Below are 15,649 nucleotides of genomic sequence, written 5' to 3'. Positions count from 1 at the left end.
CGGTGAGTCGCGCGCCAAGCGTAAAGTTCCGTAGGAGGCAATTCTTGCTATCCTGAACTCGGTGTTTCGCCCCGTAGGATGGTCATCGCTTCCTCCGCTCTTGCGAGGCCTACGTCCCGGTGTCCAAAAGGCGTCCGAGCGGAATGTCGCGAAAAACCGTCCGAATGGCCCTGATCAGCGCGGATCTCGAGCGCGTGTGCCGCTGCTCCGGAGCGCCGCTTTCGCCTGAAGTTGATAGGCCGGTTGCGAGCACCGCCGCGAGGTCTTCGGCCATTTCGGGCCGGGCGAGCAGCAAAGGAGCGAAGCTTGTCTGGTCAATTTCGTAGACCACGACATGGGTCAACGCTCGCAATGTCGAGGTCTCGCCGATGCCGGCCAGCAGACCTGTCTCGCCGAAGAAGTCGCCGGGCGCGAGACGACCGATATCCTGCATGCGGTCATCGTCCTCGCCCAGTTGCCGGGCGATGATGCCTGCTCGAACGATCATGAGCGACGGCAGCATCTCTCCCGGCCGTGCGATGATGTCCCCCTTCCGGTAGGTACGAACCGAGGTCGTCGCGGCAAGGGCCTCCTGCTCGTCGTCCGTCAGTGCCGAAAAAATCGGTATGGCTCTTATAAGATCAATCGGGGTGACACTTGGCGGCCTCGCCGTCTCTTCAGTCGGCAGGTTGCTCACGGCGATCGACGAGGGAGGCGCCGCAAGCAGCAGGCCGGTGGACTTGGCGTGGCGGTAGACGAGATCGAAGACTTCATTCCGCGCTGCGATTCGTCGGCCGAGATTCTCGACATGAACAACCAGATCGATCTCGATCGCCACAGCGTTCAAATCCCGAATGACCACCAAGGGCGCCGGTTCTTTCAAGATGGAGTTGCAGCTCAGCAAGGCTGTATGCATCACGTCCACCACGATTGCCGGCATTTTGGTGGGCGCGATTCTTATGCTGAAGGCGATTCCGTGACTCTCGTCTGGCCTGCTCATATTGGTCAACCCAAGCTTGGCCAGAAAGCTATTCGGAAGTGCAACGACGTTGTTGGTCCAGGTGAGCACCTGGGTCGATCTCCAGCTGGTTTCTACGACGCGGCCTTCGGTGCCATCACTCAAGACGATCCAGTCCCCAAGCACAAAGGGGCGGCCGAGGTTTAGTGCGACGCCTGAAAACACGTCGCTTAGCGTAGTCTGCAACGCCAGTCCCAGGATGATGGCAAAGACACCTGAGGTGGCGATGAGGGTGCCGACCGGCACGCCAAAGACGAAAGCGAGGACCGACAGCAGCATTCCAACATAGACGACGCCGACGACGAGATCCTGCAAGAGCCGCGCCTCGCGTGGCTTCCCCTCGAAGACGAGAAAGATGCGGACGAAACCGATCAGCGCCCATGCGAGATGAAGCCACCACAACGCTTTCGCCACCCCGAAGAGTATCGCTCGGGCGGTTGTCTCACTACTCCGAGTTAACTCGTACGGGACGACGGCTCCGTCCAGAAGGAGAACCGACATCGTAAGGAAGAACGCAATCTGAACGATCAGCCTTGTGTTGGAGAGACGCTGCGGAATGACGTACCAGACGACAATTCCGGCGACGCCCACCAGAGCCATGTAGAGAGGAGGGGCGATCCACCAGCTCATGATCAAAGCCTCAACAAATGCCTCCAATCCTGAATGCCACTAGCCCGCCGCCTTGAGCCGTGCGCTCGATCACACGACAGGAGCGACACCGATTAGGACCTCTTGCGATCTGAGCTTTCACGAGCAGAATCGGTGGCCACTCTGTTCTTCTCGAGGACCGCCCAGATAATCGAGTGCGGCAAGCGCGCGGGGCCTCGATCAAGTCGGATATCGGCATGAAGGCCGCTCGATCCGAAGAAAGACCGAGTGGCTCATTGCTATTTTTGCTCTAGCGTCCCCAAATACCCTGTCCGTATTTGTCGTTAGGCGCGACCGGCTTTCGTACCGTTTGACCGGCGTCATGCTTGGCATGTCCGTCGATCATTTCGACCGAGGAGGTATGCAACTTGTCGGCAGAAGTCGCCTTTTCTGACCCGTAGTGGTCGCTGCCGGCAAGAGCGGTTCCGGCAGAAACAGCAAGAGAGGCGGCAGCAAGTGCGATGAGTTTCATTCTTCTTCTCCAATGTTGGACACTGCGCCAGAATGATACGGAACAGGCCGTAGCCAGACGATCAGACGACCGAATAGTTGGATACATACAGAAGCATTGGATAGCACTGGCCGAAGACGAGGGAACGATCTCGCGGTTGCCACGCAGGGGCAAAGCATTCGGCCATAGGAAGCAACTCAGCCGTGTTACGTTCAACCAAAATACGAAAACAAAATTGAAACCAATAGCTTACGGGAAACCAATACGTGCTGACTAGGTTCGCTTTTTTTGGAACCCAACTCGCTATTTTTTGGATCCAAATCGCTATTTTTTGGAACCGACAAATGCAATCAATGGTTTTGGTGGGCCCGGAGGGTGTGGGATTCAAAAAGAAAATCAATGGTTTAGCGGATGGTTAGCCAATCCATATCCCTCGTATTCTCTCGTATGGTCGGGCGAACCTAGAGATCAGGAAGAGGAGTAGTTTTCAATGCAGTCGGTGACTCTTTCCTAACCTCCAAAAGGGCCGTGAATACATGTTGACCAAGGCGTTAGCACGACCGTTTGGGCCGGAACTGGACTGTCAGCTTTCGGGATAGCCTACCAAGAAGCGAATGATGGCCTAAGGTAATTGGGCAGCGGGCCAATTGCGGGTTCGCGCAGCGATCTGCGCGACACTGAAGGAGGGGGCGGCAGGGCGCTCATTCCAAATCACCGGGCACACAAACTGGTTTACGGCTTGGCTCCTTTCTTTGCCGAAAGGTTGCGCATCTTGATAGTGATACCCTCAGGCTGGATCGCAGTGAACTGTGACGCGAGTCCGTACTTTTCCCATTCGGGACCGAAGCCCGCCATCACCGGACCGAGACAAAAGGTAAACCGCTTCGGATTCTTCGCAACACCGGGCTCGCACTGATTGGTGATGTAGCAATGCGGTGCCTGATTGGTAGCGACGCTGTCGGCGGAATAGATTAGCTCGTCGTCGCAGGTGACCCTGATCCAGCCCGTCCTGTCGGCTGCCCATCGGATCTTCATGGAAAAGGCCACCCAGGAACCGAAGCGCGCCGGCGCTTGGCATTCTTTGCCGAGGAAGGTAACGCCTTTGGTTGCGTCTACTTTCAGCATGTAAAGAAAGTTGTGAATGAACGGCCCCTCCCAACTGGCGATACGAAGGCGGCTGTCCAATGCGCCCGGCAGGAAGCCTATAGCATGGTCGTTGTAGAAGCCGGGGTAGGTGAACGATGGATCGATCCATAGATCGAAGCGATACTCCATGCTCTCGCCCGTTTTGCCGTCAGGGCCTATTAGCGTGGAGCGTACGTTGCCGTTGTGGCAGTCGTTCTCGCCACGGCCGTCACCGTAGTCCACACTGCTGCATTTCCGGTCGAATATCTGGAAAGTAGTGATGCCGCCCTTCGTCACCGGCCTCAATGGGCCGTTGAGGCCATTGTTGTTGAAACCGGCGGGAAACCTGTCGGCCAGCGTGGAACCTGCAAAGAGCGCCACTGCCAACGTCACAAACAGGAGAATGCACCGTTTCATGCTCCCCTCCCAATTCTGACAGGCGAGGCTATCAGCGAGGTGCCGGCCAGGCAATCAAGCGCTGGCCATCATAGATAGAGGAACAAACTTTACGGGAAACACAGAGCCGACCGGTTAGGCTCAGGGCACGCTTGCACCAGTGGTCAGGCCGGCCAGCAAGTCGTTCCCGGCACGGCTCCTGGCCGGCAAGCTACCGCTGTTCCGTCACAAGCTGATGCACAAAGGCCAGCGCTTGGCGTTTGCAACCGCTGCTCACCATCCATCCAAGAACTTCCAGCGGATTCTCGAGAACGGCGTTTTCCGGAAACACCTTTATTTCGATCAAAGCCGATGTCTTGTTGGTCTCGACGACAAAAGATTTTACACCGGCGGGAATAGGGTCCGGAAGAGAGTAAGTGGGCTTGCCGGCGTTCCAGATCAAGCCGGTCAAAGCCTGTCCACCACCGAAGCGAACCGAGAACACTGCTCTGTTGCCGATCCCGCGGCGCGCAAGAACCACCTCACCATTGCGGATGCAGCCGGGAGCGGATTCTTCGATGGAGATCGCCCAGGGATCGTCAAGTCCACTTGGTCTGGATTGGTCGGCGGTGGTGCGTGCGCTTCCGATAGACTCGCTTCTCTGGCGCTCATTGGTCAACAGGCTCGCTATCAGCGCAAGATTTGAAGCCTGTCCGTCGCCGGTCGCCTGCGAACTTTTGGACGTCAAGGCATCCTCAGTGACCACGAAGGCAGCAGGCCCTGAAATGGGATTCACGCTGCCGTCCTCGCCCAGCAACGTGACGACCGTACCGGCGGGCACATTGATAACGTCGCTTGGCGCGAAAACCTTGCCGGGCGGCAGTTCATCCACAACCGGCTCAGTCGACAGGACCACATATTGGCTGCCGGCCACCGCGAATTGCGCCGTCACGACAAGGGCTACGGCAAGGGTCAGAGAGGTGATTTGCGAGATCGGACGCATGAAGCTCATCATGGCCCCTATTTTTCGGCAAGATGAATGTCTGCCCGGAAATGTCCGCTTGCAAGACGGCCATGGTGAAAAGCGATCAGAGCGTCTTGCGGGTAGTTTGCGACCAATTTCTCAAATGCCACTGTCGCGAGCTTGTCGTCGGTGGCAAGCAGGGCGTACGCCTTGGCATATTCTTCGCAAAGTATCGTATTTTCTGACGTACGGCTCATTGCCTCGAAGGCCTCGATGCCCTGGATCTTGCCCTTAAGGTGCAGAACTCCTGCAGGGCGCAGCAAGAAGCGCGTTGCTTTTTTCGCAACTTCCGAGCTTATGCAGTTTTTGGTGCCAATGTACTTGTTTGCACCTTCCAGTCGGGCCGCGGTGTTTACCGTGTCTCCGATGGCGGTGTAATTGAAGAACCGATTTCCCCCGAAGTTGCCGACGATTGCTGGCCCGCCATGAATACCTATGCGGGTGGCGCCGAATGAATGGCCTCGTCCTCCTTCTCGAAGCCGCTGCGTCAGATCCTGCACAGCCAGCGCGAAGGACACCGCCCGGTCCGCCTGGTCATCTTGCTCTGCCGGAGCTCCGAAGAAGCCGACCACCGCATCCCCGATGACCTTGTCGATGGTCGCTCCGTGCATGACGAACAGCTCGCAGAGTCCGTCCAGATATTCGTTCAGCATCTCCGCGAGCACCTCTGGCGCGAGTTTTTCGCTGAGTGATGCAAATCCCTCGATATCCGTGAATACGCAGGTGATCTCGCGCCTCTCGCCACCGAGATGGAGAGCGTCGGGCTCCTTGACGATCTCAGCAACGACGGCCGGGCTGACGTATTTGGAGAACGCGCTCTGAATGAAGAGGCGAGCGTTCGCGTCCCGTCTCCAAGCCAGGAAGCCAGCGAACGCCGACAGACCGAGCACGAGCAATGCTGGGGCGACCATCGGGACGAGGATTGCGAACCTCGCGAAGGCCCACGCCTCGCCGATCCACACCAGCAGCACCGCACCGGCGACCGCGACGGGTTTGAAGACCACCGGGATCGGCCGCGAAACGAGCCACAAGCAGAACAGCCCGGCAAGAAGCATTGGCGCGTAGCCCACTCCAGACGTGGGGATCATTATTCTGTCCCCAGTCAGGAGCCCGGCCAAAGCGTGGGCGTGGATGACGACGCCAGGGAGAACACCGGTTTGCGCGCCGCCCAACAATGCGAATGGTGTTGGATGATGGTCTATCTGCTGCGCGTCCAGGCCGATAAGAACATATTTCCCCTCGAACCAACTTAACGGTGCCAGCGCAACGGCTTGCGCCGGATAGGTTGGAAAGTTGAAGGGCAAGCCGTTGATCGTGCGGTAATAGACCATTTCTTCCGTCCTGCGGCCGCGACTGACGCCAGTGGATGCTGCAATCGCGGCGGCAAAGCTCGGCGTCCAGCCCTCTTTCGATTGTCGACCGGGAAAAGCCCCGCGGATCACGCCATCGAGATTGTCGTGCGACAACGCGGCAAGGCCCCGCCTTGCAGATGGAGCGAACGCGTTGAGATAGTCGAACTGCCTCGGGGTGAGGCCATCAGCGCGCGACGCCGAGCCGATCACCACAGGCACAGCGGCGGTTTCGATAACGTTCTCCAGCCGAGCATCCTTTTGCGGCTCCGTTGGCTGGTCGAACAAAAGGTCGATACCGATGACAAGAGGGTGAGCCTGCTCGATCCGGGCCACGATCTCGGCTAGGAACCCGCGGTCCAGCGGTGACCGGTATGGAAATTTCTCCAGGGTTTGTTCTGTTATTGCGACCACGACGATGTTGGGAGGAGCGCGCGTGAATGGCGAGATAGAGACCATCATCACATCGCGCAGAACATTCTCCAACGGCGGTGACACGAGAGCAGTCGAGATGCCCAGCATAACCAGATAGGCGAGCGAGGCGGCGATGCCATCTCGCGGGAGGTTGACGATCCCTCTAAGTATTCGCACCCCGAAATAGCCCCCTAAGCCAGAGGAAGCGCTACTCGCTGCGAGCATAGCCGTTCACCTTTACCAAGCAAACTGTCACCCGCTCGCATGGGAATGCACGGACCAGCACCTGAGCGCTATCTGCCAAGGCAGGCCACTCGTCCGCTGCCAGGGGCCTAGCTCTTTTCGGTTGCATTAGCCTCTGCTACAGTTTCTTGGGGAGCCGTTTCTGCCATGCGCAGCGCGATCATTCTCTTGGTTTTATTGTTTATTGCTGTTTCAGGACAGGCAGCCGCCGAGAAGCGGGTGGCATTGGTCATTGGCAATTCGGCCTACCAGCACGCCGCACAACTCGCCAATCCGAAGAACGATTCGTCCGACATGAATGCCAAGCTTCAAAGCCTTGGCTTCGAGGTTGTCAGTGGCCAGGACCTCGACCTCTCGGACATGCGTCGTACGGTGCGCCAGTTCCTGGAAAAGCTCGACGGCGCTGACATAGCGTTGTTCTTCTATGCCGGGCACGGCCTGCAGGTGAACGGCAACAACTACATGGTGCCGGTCGACGCCCAGCTATCCAGCTACAATGACCTCGACTTCGAGGCACTTCCCATGGACCTCGTACTTTCAGCGATGGAGCGCAGTTCCAAGGTAAACCTCATCTTCCTGGATGCCTGCCGGGACAATCCGTTCGCCGAGAAGCTTTCCCGCTCGATGGGGACCCGCTCAGGTTCCGTAAGCCGGGGTCTGGCCAGACTTGGCAGCGGAGTCGGCTCGCTCATAGCTTTCGCGACGCAACCGGGCAATGTCGCCATGGACGGAGCAGGGCGGAATTCTCCATTCACGAGCGCACTGGTCGCTCACCTCGGCACACCGGGCGAGGACATCATGCGCGAACTCATCGACGTGCGCCGCGATGTTCTGGCGGCCACGGATGGCAAGCAAGTGCCGTGGGAGAACTCGTCGCTGACCGGCGAAGTCGTGTTGAAGCCTCTCCCCACAGAACCGAAAGCGGTATCTGCCCCCACTTCACAGTCTGCGTCGCCCGACAACGCCGTCGAGCTTGCTTATTGGGCGACTATCAAGGACGCGACCGACAAGAGCTTCTTCGAGGCGTATTTGCTGCAATTTCCGGGCGGCGTTTTTGCCGCCCTTGCGAGGTTGAAGATCGACGCGATCGACAAGCGCATGGAAACGGAACGGCAGGTGGCGCACCTGCCGGAGGCGGGACGCGCCACCAACGCAACCGACGATGCCAAGGGGACGGAAGTCGCAAGCCTTGAACATCGCGACCCGCTCGTCCAGTCATCCGCTCCTGCCACAGACCCAAGCGAACTTGTGCGCGCCACCCAAAGAGAACTCTTGCGCATAGGGTGCCTTTGGGGCTGGGCTGACGGAGACTGGGGGGCCGGCAGCCGCAAAGCGCTGCAGGCCTACGCGGATCGCCAAGGCGTCAGACTGGCATCGCTGGAACCGACGGCAGAAATTCTGGAAAGGCTAAGGGCGGTCCGAGGCCGTGTCTGCCCGCTTACTTGCGACAACGGGATGAGGGTGCAGGACGATCATTGTGTGCCTCAGGCGAGCGGTCTAAGCGCGTTTAATGGCACATGGACATTAATCAGACGTGCAACAACGGACTGCGGCGATTGGCGAGAACTCTCGACAACCGTCTTCATAAATGACGGCAACGTATCGTCCAGCTCCGGATTTACGGGAAGTATTTCCAGTAGTGGTGCCGTCAATATCAAACACACATTTGTTTATAAGGGAAAGACAGGCGGGAACATCCTGACGGGCGTCATAAGGGGTGACAACGGAACCGGCAAATTTAAGGGGACCGGAGCTGGCAGCGGGTGTTCAGGAAAAATTACGATGGAGAGAATGCGTTGACTCAGAGTTGGCTGTCGTCCGCACCCACGTTGAGTAACCAATGCCACGAGGCTTCATGATTGACCCACATGGTCCGAGTGATTTCTTCGGTGGGGACGCCGGCCGACAGGGCACGATATCTTTTAGTTTCATATTTAGCCCGAGGTTCCGTAGCTGCAGGGCTGGGCACGCGTGTGCCGTGTTGCGAATGAATGACTGCTTCGAGCGTCCGAGAATTTGGACTTCAAAGCTTGATCTGAAGGCGCAAAGCTGCCGTTCATTATTGGGAGATGCGTGCTGACGCGCGCTATCTGAACAGCGCGCACACCATTAGTCGGTGCCTTACAAACCGTCCAAAAACCGATCTAGTATCCTGCTTTGTCCATAAGCACCCGCAATTCGGGCTGAGGCGCTACCCAGAAAGTTCGAAAAGCTTCCAAGAACCCCAGTCGAATACGAATTGTAGAACCGTACACTGGATTTGAGCAGGAGGGATATGCGGGCAAGAAGCCGACCTAAGATCGCTGAAAACGCGGCCTCACCTTCTGACGATCGATGCAATCGCTCCTTCAGCTCGGCTTACGCTGAGCCTGTTGATCAAGAATATAATTGCGAAAGCAGTTCTGCATCTCTTTGAAGGGCCTGAAGCCAAGGCGTGGAGCGAGGCGAGATAGGGTGCATGAGGCCATGATGTGGCAATCGAGAAGGAGCTGCTGGACCGTTTGCTTGCGGGTCGCGATCCGCAGCATCTGTTTGCCAAGGATGGCTTGCTGGAGACCTGAAGAAGGCGCTTTCAGAACGGATATTGAGCACCTAGCTGGAAAAGGGTGGCTTGCCGGGAGGGCATCGCACGCCGTCTCCAAATGTCGCGGCGGCGCCGCGGCAACGCGGGCAGCGGCCGGCTAGTCTAGGTCAGCCGAGCCGGTGCTCGTCGTCGATCAGCTCGAGCCTGGATGGGGCAGCGTCACCCCATCGCCACAGAACGAGATTCGAGTCGCCGATTGCGGCGCCCTTGGCGAAGCTCGGCACGAGCAGGCCATTATAGCCTTGCGCGACCAGCTCACGGGCAAATCGCTGCGTATGCGCCTCGCCATGGTCTCTCATCTGATCGCGCCATGTCGGGTCGGCGAGGGCCGTCGCATCGAGACCCATTGCTGCAAGTGCAGTGGCGTCGCCCGCATCAAAGACGGCCTCGATCTCGACACGATAAGCGACCAGCGTCGTCGGCTGCAGATCGCCCGCCTGGTTGGCTTCGCGCAAAGCCGTCAGGACCGAGGTCGACGCGTAGAGCGCCGGCATCCCCTTGGGGTTGAAACGCCCTCCATAAAGCTCGGCACCGCGTCCCGACATAGGCTCGCGGGCATACACCGGATTGAGGGCGCGGTAGAGCCGGCCCGAATAGGTGATGGCGGCGATCGTCAGGCGTAAATCCCCGCATCGACCGCGTCGATGAAGTCGAGGACCTCATTGGCTCGACCCTCCCGAACGAGCTGCATTGCCGTCTGCCCCGAAAATCCCGGCAGCGGCTCGGACCGATACCAAGCATAGGCCATGAGCGCGGAGCCAAATCGCGGCTCGACCTTGTTCACGATTTCCACCATTTCGCGCAGGCGGCGCTGCGTCTTGTCTGAGCGCACCCGTTCCCGGCGCTGGACCGCGTCTTTGCCCAGACCAGCGGTACGCGCGATCTCCTCGCTCGTGGTGCGGAAAGCCTCCGCAATCTTCTTGGGTGCGAACAATCCGTCATCCGCATATTGTGCCAGACCCATCGCAGCACCTCCGTGCACTGCCAGAAACTATGACGCTATATAGCGTCAGTAACGCCGTCATTTCAAGAGATGCCCGGCTTGCCCTCGCGACGAGGGCTGTTCCAGCGATCAGTGTAAACGGCTCTACGGCCGACCGCGCGGGGACGTGCGGCAAGGCCACTCCGATGATGGCACCCCGATCATATGACGCCGGCGGGAGCGGCAGAGCGAACCCAATGATAACATTTGGAATCTATCCGTTCAGCGATTCCGCTAGTCGGAACGCACACGGTTCTTTCTCGTTTTTGGCTCTGAGGGAACCATGAAACGGAGACAGAACGATGAGAAGGCTTTTGTTACCTGCAGTGACAGGCGCGCTTGTCGCCTTGTCTGGCGCAGCTTTTGCGGACACTCCCGTATCCGCCACTACAAACCTTAACGTTCGTGCCGGCCCGGGCTCGCAGTATCCGGTCATTGGCGTGTTGCGGGCGGGCCAGACGGCCACGCTGAACGGCTGCCTGCAAAGCTCGAAATGGTGCACCATCGCCGAGGCGGGTGGTCAAGGCTGGGTCTATTCCGACTACGTCACCGCAGAATTCGGCGGCAATCGGGTCGTCTTAACCGAGCGGCCGGCCAATTCCGGCATCGCGGTCGTGAAACCTCCTCGCGATCAGGCTAATGCCGGAGCCGTCGCCGGCGGCGCTACCGGCGCGATCGCCGGCGCCATCATCGGAGGACCGGTAGGCGCTGCTGTGGGCGGCGCGGCGGGGATCGTCGGCGGCGGTGCAGCCGGCACCGTGATCAATCCGCCCGAACAGGTGCGCACTTACATCAGCGCGCATCGGGTCAAGCCTGTTTACCTTCAAGGCAAGGTTGTCACCGGCGCGACACTGCCTGACACGGTAGCCCTACAGAAGATCCCGAACTACCGGTACAGATATGTCTATGTGAACAATCGACCGGTGCTGGTTGAGCCATCGACGCGCCGCATCGTCTATGTGGTACGCTGAAGCGCCAATCGGCAATGAATACCGACCGTCGGGCGAGTTGCACGGCGGTCAAGCCGAGGCGGGCTTTCGACCGCAACACAATTGGCCCGGCTGTAGATAGCAATCGCCCTCCACCGTACCGCACTGGAGGCAGCGCTCAGAGAGGAGCCGCGCTCCGGGCGGAGCCGCAGTCGCTGGACGCTGGACGACGACAGTTCGCCGAAGCGATGACGGCCTCGCGCGACTCACGCGAGGCCGTCATCGCTCAGATTTCAGTTCCCCTTCGATCATGTTGGACGAAAGCTCGATCCCATCGACGCGCAGGCCGGCGGCGACCAGTGGCAAGGCAATTCGCCCCGAGCCGATCGCGAACTCCAGGCAATCCCGTCCGGCCGCGATCTCGGGCAGGAACAGAACCGTCTCGTCGTCCTCATCGCCGCGCAGCTCATCGTCGTAACGCCTTGCAACGTCGCCCCGAAAGCTGTCTTCGGGCTTGAACCCTTCCATATCGCATCCTCCAGCTAGGGAACTTATTTGAGGTGCAACGCCACTAACAATCGGGCGTTCCGAGGATCGACAATCTCGAAGAGCGGAATACCGAATTGGGGCCCGATGCCGCAGCCGGAACCCTGCTATCAAACCCCGAAAGTGCTCGCATCCGCTTTTGCGTCGACGTCGGTGATCAACATATGCCCTGGCGATACCGTGATCGAGATCGCGAGTTCGGCGCGAGCAAGCGCATCTTGCGCGGTCAGGCTGCTGGCCCAGAACACCGGGACTTCTCCTTCCATGATTTCGACCGCATCACCCCAGTCGGGAGCGGTCAGATCTCTCACTCCGATAATCGATGGTTCGCCCACATGGATAGGAGAACCATGGGCGAGCGGGAAGCGTGCAGTGAGGGCGCGAACCTTGTCGACATCGCACCTTCTTATGGGACGCATGGAGACAACCATCTCGCCGCCAAACGGTCCTGCGCCGCGCGTCTTGATTTTGGTCCGAAACTTGGGAAGCGCTTTGCCGGGGCCGTTGCTGCGGAGCTTGACGCCCTTTTCCATGAGGGCCGCTTCTATGGTAAGCGCGCTGCCGAGCGCGAAGGCGGCAAAGTCATCCCGCCACAGGTCGATAATATCCGTCTTCTGACGGATCACTTCCCCGAAGTAGTAGACATTGTACTGGGGAGCATCGGTGCGGATATCGACATCACCCAGCGCTGGCAGCAATGGGCTGCCGGCGCGGCTCACTCCCACCAGCGGACAGGCTTTGGGATTGCGGACGCAAAACTGATGGAAATCGACAGCAAAGCGACGGGGCACAATCACAACATTGGCCTGGAGCTTGCCGCTCGCAAGCCCTCCGGTATGTCCCTCATAGGCACCCGTCCTAACCAGACTGCGCAGCTTATCCGCATCGACCAGTCGCAAATTGTCATAGAACAATGAAGTTGTCTGGCGAGGCATGGCTTCCGGAAATATGCACGTTTCACAGACGCATCGAAAGATGCGAAAGATCATCGGCGATCCGTCCGGTTGTCAAATTGCAAAAATCTTTTCTCTTCGATAAATTGTATTTATTGGTTAGTCGGCGAAGACTACAACATTAGAATTTTAGCATAGACATACTGACTCTCACTGACAGCTTAGGCAGCCGATCGCTTCTATCTGGTGGCCTGCCTCTCGTAGGAAACCAAGGTCGAGGTTCATGTAGGAGAGCAGGAACGCCGCGTAGAGGACAAAAACGAGGCTGAAGACGAGCGTCTTGACGACCAGCGAAAGCGCAAAAACATTGAGGTGCGGCGAGGCGCGCGCCAGGAAGGCCAACACGATGTCGGACAAGAGCATGCTGATGATGAGCGGGAAAACGAGGGTCAGCGCCATCACCAGGATGCGGTTCAGCAGACCGAGGAATATCCCGGCCGCGTCCTTGCTGAACACCGGCAGAAGGCGGTCGATCGGCCAAAGGCCGTAGCTGTCGTAGAGGCCGGTCAAGGAAAGCTGCAGGCCGCCGGCTGCAAGATAGAGCGTGACCATGATAATGGCGAGTAAGGTGCCGGTGGCCCCCGTCTCATGGGTCATCATCGGGTCGATCAACGCACCCATTGAGGAGCCGCGCTGCAGATCCAGGATATCGCCCGCCGCTTCCGCCGCCCAGAACGGTATGCCCATGGCCAGCCCGAGTGTCACCCCGACCACGACCTCCTTGAGCATGTACAGCACGATCATCGTCGTCGGGACATCGGGGCTCATGAGCTTGTTCACGATCATCGGGAAGACCGGAACCGCCAGCGCCAGCGCCACGCCACTGCGCAGGAGCCCTGACAGCGGCACGCGCGAAAAGAGTGGCATCAGGAGCATGAACCCGGTCATACGTGCGAGCGCGAAAGCGCCTGCCAGGAGATAGAACTGAAGTTCCTTGACCGAGGTGAAGAGTGGTTCTACCGGCATCCGCGTGCCTCAACGCGTGACGACGGGGAACTCGTCGAGCGCCGTCGAGGCCTGCCGTGCGATCTGCTGGCCAAGCAGCGGACCGAAGACCATGATGACCAGCAGGATCACGACCAGCTTGATGGTCTGCGGCAGCGACTGGTCCTGAATCTGCGTCAGCGCCTGGGCAAGGCCGACGAGAATGCCGACCGCCAGCGCCGCGATGATCGCCGGGCTGGACGCCAGCAATACCGTCAAAAGCGCGCCTTGGACCTTCGCAAGGATGAAATCATTACTCATGCAAAGCCTCCAGCGGCGTCAGCCATAGCTCAGGATGAGGCCATGCATCAGCCGAGACCAGCCGTCTATGGCGACGAAAAGGAACAGTTTCAGCGGGATCGAAATAAGGACCGGCGAAACCATGATCATGCCGAGCGTCATCAGCACGTTCGCAACGACGATATCGATGATGAGGAAAGGCAGATAAAGCAGGAAGCCGATTTCGAAGGCACGGGTGAGCTCGGATGCGACAAAGGCAGGAACAAGAATCGACAGATCGTCGTCCCTGAGATTCTGCCGCGCCTGTTGCGGCCACAGACGGTTCGTCCCATCGAGAAAGAACTGCCGCTCCTGCGGCTGGGTGAATTTCATGAGGTGGCGCTGCAACGGCTCCCTGACCAGCTGTGCTGCCCTGGCAAGGTCATCCGTCGTCTGGAACTGCACCTGCCCTTCCTGAAGCCGGCTCGACATTTCGCTCAGCAATGGCGTGGTGACATAGACCGTCAGTACGAGCGCTATGCCATAGAGCACCAGATTGGGCGGCATCTGCTGAACGCCAAGCGCGTTGCGGATGAGAAACAGCACGACCGAAATCTTCAGGAAGCCCGTCATCGTGACGACCGCCAGCGGCAGCAACCCGACCACACCGACGGCGATCAGAATTCCGAGCAGATTGGGCGAGTTATCAAGCATTTTCGAACATGCGCACGATCCGCACGCCCAGGCTTTCTCCGATCCGCACGATCTCGCCGCGACCGACACGCCTGCCGTTGGCCAGGATGTCGACAGTCGCCTCGGCTACATCGGCGAGCGAAACGATGGCGCCGGGCGCAAGCTGCCTCACTTCTCCGAGAGGCATTGCCGTGCGGCCGATCTCGAAGGCCAGGGCAACCGACAATTCATCCAAAGTCGACTCTTCCAAGGTGTCAGGCGGCGACGTTTTCTGGTTCATGGTCCACTCCCAATTCGATCCAGCGATTGCAGTCGGCGCGGCGAGCAATTGCGGGCCAGCGGCGGTCAGGGCCACCGGCGCAAAAAGGCGCTCGGCGATGACCAGCGTCGCCATGCGCTCCTCAGTCGCATCGCTGAAAAGCACCACATCGTCGGCCTGCAGACTTTGAAGCTCGCCAAGGGTGATCGCGAGCGGGCCGCGCCGAAGGCAGACCGGCAGCGGGAATTCGGCCGGGATCGGCGCGCTGATCTTGCCGAGCTCGTCGAGAACGCGACCGATCCGCACCGCCAGAGAGGCATCATTCGCGGTCAAGACGCAGCCTATCGTTTCATCCTTGCCGGTCAGGACAAAAGCGAATGGAGTTTCGCCCGAGATGGCATTTCCTCGCGCGACCGAGGTGATCGCGATCCCCTCGCCCAGCTTGCCCTCAATCCATTCGAGGTCGTCTTCGAACGCAGCCTCCAACAGCAGGGCGGCATGACCGGGCGTCAGTCGTTCCATGTCGATCAGGTCGACAGCACCGGCGAAACCCCGTTCGACAACAGCAAATGGCAAGCGCAAGCTGCCAATCGTGTCTCCGATCGTGAACTCGATGGTGCATACCAACTCGTCATCTGGCTGCTGCGCCGGCCAAACGGTCCTAACCGCCATGGCCTTTCCTGCAATCGTGATGTCCGCAGGGGCGCGCCGGCGGTAGAAGATGCTCAACGCGTCGACGTCCCCCGGCGCGACGGGTTCCAGCGGCAGCGGTCCGACGACGCCCGACCGTGTCGCCGCACGTTTCGCCGGTTTCACCCGCGCTTTCCTTTTCGCCGACGCGAAGGCTTGTGGCATCACATCCATATTCACGATC

General features: G+C 59.1%; 15 protein-coding genes and 1 pseudogene. 3 read left to right on the top strand and 13 right to left on the bottom strand.

Translation table 11 applies throughout. The features are described from left to right. Positions 1–109 precede the first annotated feature (109 nt). From QAZ22_RS15145 to QAZ22_RS15125, 5 genes are all read right to left on the bottom strand, one after another. Positions 110–1,627 carry a mechanosensitive ion channel family protein gene (locus QAZ22_RS15145; RefSeq protein WP_278207582.1) on the bottom strand — a complete coding sequence of 506 codons (1,518 nt, stop codon included), beginning with the start codon at positions 1,625–1,627 and terminating at the stop codon, positions 110–112. A gap of 268 nt (positions 1,628–1,895) precedes the next feature. Further along, entirely contained in the window at positions 1,896–2,117 is a 222-nt protein-coding gene (locus QAZ22_RS15140) for a DUF680 domain-containing protein (RefSeq protein ID WP_278207581.1), read from the bottom strand. A gap of 711 nt (positions 2,118–2,828) precedes the next feature. After that, on the bottom strand, positions 2,829–3,638 hold the full coding sequence (locus tag QAZ22_RS15135) for a hypothetical protein (RefSeq protein ID WP_278207580.1): 810 nt from the start codon (positions 3,636–3,638) through the stop codon (positions 2,829–2,831). A 190-nt stretch (positions 3,639–3,828) separates the two neighbouring features. Then, positions 3,829–4,611, bottom strand: a complete 783-nt coding sequence (locus QAZ22_RS15130; protein ID WP_278207579.1) for a hypothetical protein — start codon at positions 4,609–4,611, stop codon at positions 3,829–3,831. A gap of 5 nt (positions 4,612–4,616) precedes the next feature. Further along, on the bottom strand, positions 4,617–6,608 hold the full coding sequence (locus tag QAZ22_RS15125) for an adenylate/guanylate cyclase domain-containing protein (protein ID WP_278207578.1): 1,992 nt from the start codon (positions 6,606–6,608) through the stop codon (positions 4,617–4,619). A 165-nt stretch (positions 6,609–6,773) separates the two neighbouring features. Here QAZ22_RS15125 and QAZ22_RS15120 point away from each other — a divergent pair, with 165 nt between their 5' ends. After that, positions 6,774–8,426, top strand: coding sequence for a caspase domain-containing protein (locus QAZ22_RS15120; protein WP_278207577.1), 1,653 nt, complete (start codon positions 6,774–6,776; stop codon positions 8,424–8,426). Between the two features lie 671 nt (positions 8,427–9,097). After that, positions 9,098–9,219, top strand: a pseudogene (locus tag QAZ22_RS15115) (IS256 family transposase); the annotation flags it as partial. A gap of 98 nt (positions 9,220–9,317) precedes the next feature. Here the strand turns inward: QAZ22_RS15115 and QAZ22_RS15110 are convergent. After that, complete coding sequence (locus QAZ22_RS15110) at positions 9,318–9,812, bottom strand: RES family NAD+ phosphorylase (protein WP_278207851.1); 495 nt, start codon at positions 9,810–9,812, stop codon at positions 9,318–9,320. Positions 9,813–9,823: 11 nt separating this feature from the next. Further along, the gene (locus QAZ22_RS15105) at positions 9,824–10,174 is read right to left on the bottom strand and encodes an antitoxin Xre/MbcA/ParS toxin-binding domain-containing protein (protein WP_278207576.1); all 351 of its coding nucleotides are present in this window, start codon (positions 10,172–10,174) and stop codon (positions 9,824–9,826) included. A 320-nt stretch (positions 10,175–10,494) separates the two neighbouring features. Between QAZ22_RS15105 and QAZ22_RS15100 the strand changes: the two genes are divergently transcribed. Further along, positions 10,495–11,163, top strand: a complete 669-nt coding sequence (locus QAZ22_RS15100; RefSeq protein ID WP_278207575.1) for a DUF1236 domain-containing protein — start codon at positions 10,495–10,497, stop codon at positions 11,161–11,163. Positions 11,164–11,400: 237 nt separating this feature from the next. Here the strand turns inward: QAZ22_RS15100 and QAZ22_RS15095 are convergent, their stop codons facing one another. From QAZ22_RS15095 to sctQ, 6 genes are all read right to left on the bottom strand, one after another. Next, entirely contained in the window at positions 11,401–11,649 is a 249-nt protein-coding gene (locus tag QAZ22_RS15095; protein WP_278207574.1) for a hypothetical protein, read from the bottom strand. Positions 11,650–11,777: 128 nt separating this feature from the next. Then, a complete protein-coding gene (locus tag QAZ22_RS15090) occupies positions 11,778–12,656 on the bottom strand; it encodes a DUF1445 domain-containing protein (protein WP_278207573.1) in 879 nt (292 codons plus the stop codon). A 114-nt stretch (positions 12,657–12,770) separates the two neighbouring features. Further along, positions 12,771–13,586, bottom strand: coding sequence for a type III secretion system export apparatus subunit SctT (gene sctT, locus QAZ22_RS15085; RefSeq protein WP_278207572.1), 816 nt, complete (start codon positions 13,584–13,586; stop codon positions 12,771–12,773). Positions 13,587–13,595: 9 nt separating this feature from the next. Further along, positions 13,596–13,865 (bottom strand): flagellar biosynthetic protein FliQ, encoded by a 270-nt coding sequence (locus QAZ22_RS15080; RefSeq protein ID WP_278207571.1) that lies wholly within the window; start codon positions 13,863–13,865, stop codon positions 13,596–13,598. 18 nt (positions 13,866–13,883) lie between these two features. Then, on the bottom strand, positions 13,884–14,537 hold the full coding sequence (gene sctR / locus QAZ22_RS15075) for a type III secretion system export apparatus subunit SctR (protein ID WP_278207570.1): 654 nt from the start codon (positions 14,535–14,537) through the stop codon (positions 13,884–13,886). Then, positions 14,530–15,639 carry a type III secretion system cytoplasmic ring protein SctQ gene (gene sctQ / locus QAZ22_RS15070; RefSeq protein WP_278207568.1) on the bottom strand — a complete coding sequence of 370 codons (1,110 nt, stop codon included), beginning with the start codon at positions 15,637–15,639 and terminating at the stop codon, positions 14,530–14,532. Before sctQ ends, sctR begins: the two co-directional genes overlap by 8 nt. Positions 15,640–15,649: the final 10 nt, after the last annotated feature.

The sequence above is a fragment of the Mesorhizobium sp. WSM4906 genome, from assembly GCF_029674625.1.
GTDB lineage: Bacteria > Pseudomonadota > Alphaproteobacteria > Rhizobiales > Rhizobiaceae > Mesorhizobium.
Note: the sequence above shows the minus strand (reverse complement) of the source record. Positions and strands in the feature narration are given on the sequence as shown.